Below are 1880 nucleotides of genomic sequence, written 5' to 3' on the forward strand. Positions count from 1 at the left end.
GGAGGTAAAAAAATGAAAAGAATTTTAGTTTTACTTGTAGTTTTGTTTTCTATTGGGTTTTCCAAAGATCTTATTGAATCGGGAAGCGAAGCTTACAATAAAGGCGACTATCAAAAAGCTTGTGATAGTGGAAATGCTGAGGGTTGCTATAACTTAGGGGTTGCATACAACAACGGTCAAGGTGTAAAACAAGATTTTTACACTGCAAAACAATATTACGGGAAGACTTGTGATTTAGGACTTCAGTTGGGATGTGATAATTACAGAAGGCTAAATGAAAAAGGCTATTAAAATTTAGGCTCAAGACAAGTTAAGCAGATTCTCTCTTATCAATTTCAATAGATTCTAATATAAGTTTTCCTGTGTAGTTTTAGTATGCTATCTAAATTCACAATTCGCTTTTTTAAGGTGAAGTAAAAAATTCTCTTTACTTATACCTTTAAATAACGAGTCTTTGCTTCATAATTTACTAATCCGTCATAAGCCTTCCAACAATCAGAATAATATAGTAGAGTATCAAGATCACTGAACTCCGACAGTATAGGCATTAGTTCATTTGTAGGGCAATTTTTAACTATCCCAGAATAGACCTTACCATCTCTTTTAAGCATACCAAACACTGGTGTTTTATTTGCCATTCCTCTACCTCTTTTGTCTCTTGCTCTTTTAGTCCTGAAGTAGCTTTCGTCTATTTCAATCTCACCGTTAAATTTACTTATTTTTTGCACCCTTTTGATACAAGAATTCTAATCTCTTAGAATTTTATTTGTAGAATTCCTAGAAATTTTATAGATTTTGGCTATCTTTATGACTTCTAAATCTAAAGAAAAATATTTCAAAATCTCAGGAAATTTCTTCTCTGAAATTTGGTAACGATAGATATACTTATTTTTTAATTTCACTACACTCGTTACTTTTTAGGAACATCAGTAGGATCATAGTTAAAAACTCCTTTTAAAGTTTTTAACTTGTTTTGAGCCTATAGTTATTTGTGATGTTTTTTAAAATTATACTAAAGACGATAACAGTCTTTGCTACGTTACTTCTTGTTGTAATTACTGGATACAAATTTTTTTCTATTAATTTTGATATATTGAAAATTTAACTTGGTGATATGATAGTTTGTATAGTATTTGTATGTAATATAAAAAATAAAAAGAATGACGTAAATTATTTATAAAAAGGACTATACTTTTGAAGCAGTATTTTAAAAAATTTACACAAAAACATGCTAAAATTACCTCAAGCTTAAAAATTTGTTACATAAATTTTTATTTTGCTTCAAACATTAAGCTATATTTAATGAAAGGTGACTGCAATATAAAATTGTAGAAACATCGTAGTTTAGGTATTTATGGTGTCACGGGGGAGACTTGAACTCCCGACCTCCGGCTTATGAGACCAGCGCTCTAACCAGCTGAGCTACCGTGACAACTTAAAATAAGTTTTGGATTATACAACCTAAGAACTTATTTTTAGCTAAAATTTATCTCACACAAATTTTATAGATAAAAAAGTAAATTTGACTGCAAAAGCAGCCAAATTTATTTAAGCTTTTTTAGTGAAAAATCCAACGTAAATAGCGTAGATAAAGCCGATCAATACGGCATACGGGGCAAAAGGTGTGATGCCAGCTCCTGAGCTTGCAAGCACGAAGTTATGACTTATCGCAGCTCCAGCTCCCATGCCTAAAACAAATACAGCTGAGCTTAAATTTCCAGCTCCCATTTGCACTAGATGTTTGCCAGGGCAGCCGTAGCTTAGACTAAAGCAAAGACCAGCGAGCGTCATACCAAGGAAATTCCAAAGCATATCATTGTGAGCGATAGGTTGTCCTTCAAAGCCAAATTTATATTGATTTAGCACTAAATTTGTGATGC

At 32.0% G+C, this 1880-nt stretch carries 1 protein-coding gene, 1 tRNA gene and 2 pseudogenes; 1 reads left to right on the forward strand and 3 read right to left on the reverse strand.

Features of this window, described 5'->3' with window-relative positions; all coding sequences use genetic code 11:
* A partial coding sequence (locus F3G76_RS10595; protein ID WP_411160716.1) for a tetratricopeptide repeat protein occupies nt 1-291 on the forward strand: 291 nt, incomplete at its 5' end.
* Nucleotides 292-345: 54 nt separating this feature from the next.
* Here F3G76_RS10595 and F3G76_RS09665 read toward each other — a convergent pair.
* The 3 genes and pseudogenes from F3G76_RS09665 to F3G76_RS10845 all read right to left on the reverse strand — a co-directional run.
* Nucleotides 346-902 (reverse strand): annotated as a pseudogene (locus F3G76_RS09665) (transposase).
* Nucleotides 903-1355: 453 nt separating this feature from the next.
* Nucleotides 1356-1432: transfer RNA gene (locus F3G76_RS09670), tRNA-Met, on the reverse strand.
* Between the two features lie 116 nt (nt 1433-1548).
* Nucleotides 1549-1880, reverse strand: a pseudogene (locus F3G76_RS10845) (YedE family putative selenium transporter); the annotation flags it as partial.

It is taken from the genome of Campylobacter concisus (assembly GCF_902460575.1).
GTDB classification, from domain to species: domain Bacteria; phylum Campylobacterota; class Campylobacteria; order Campylobacterales; family Campylobacteraceae; genus Campylobacter_A; species Campylobacter_A concisus_AW.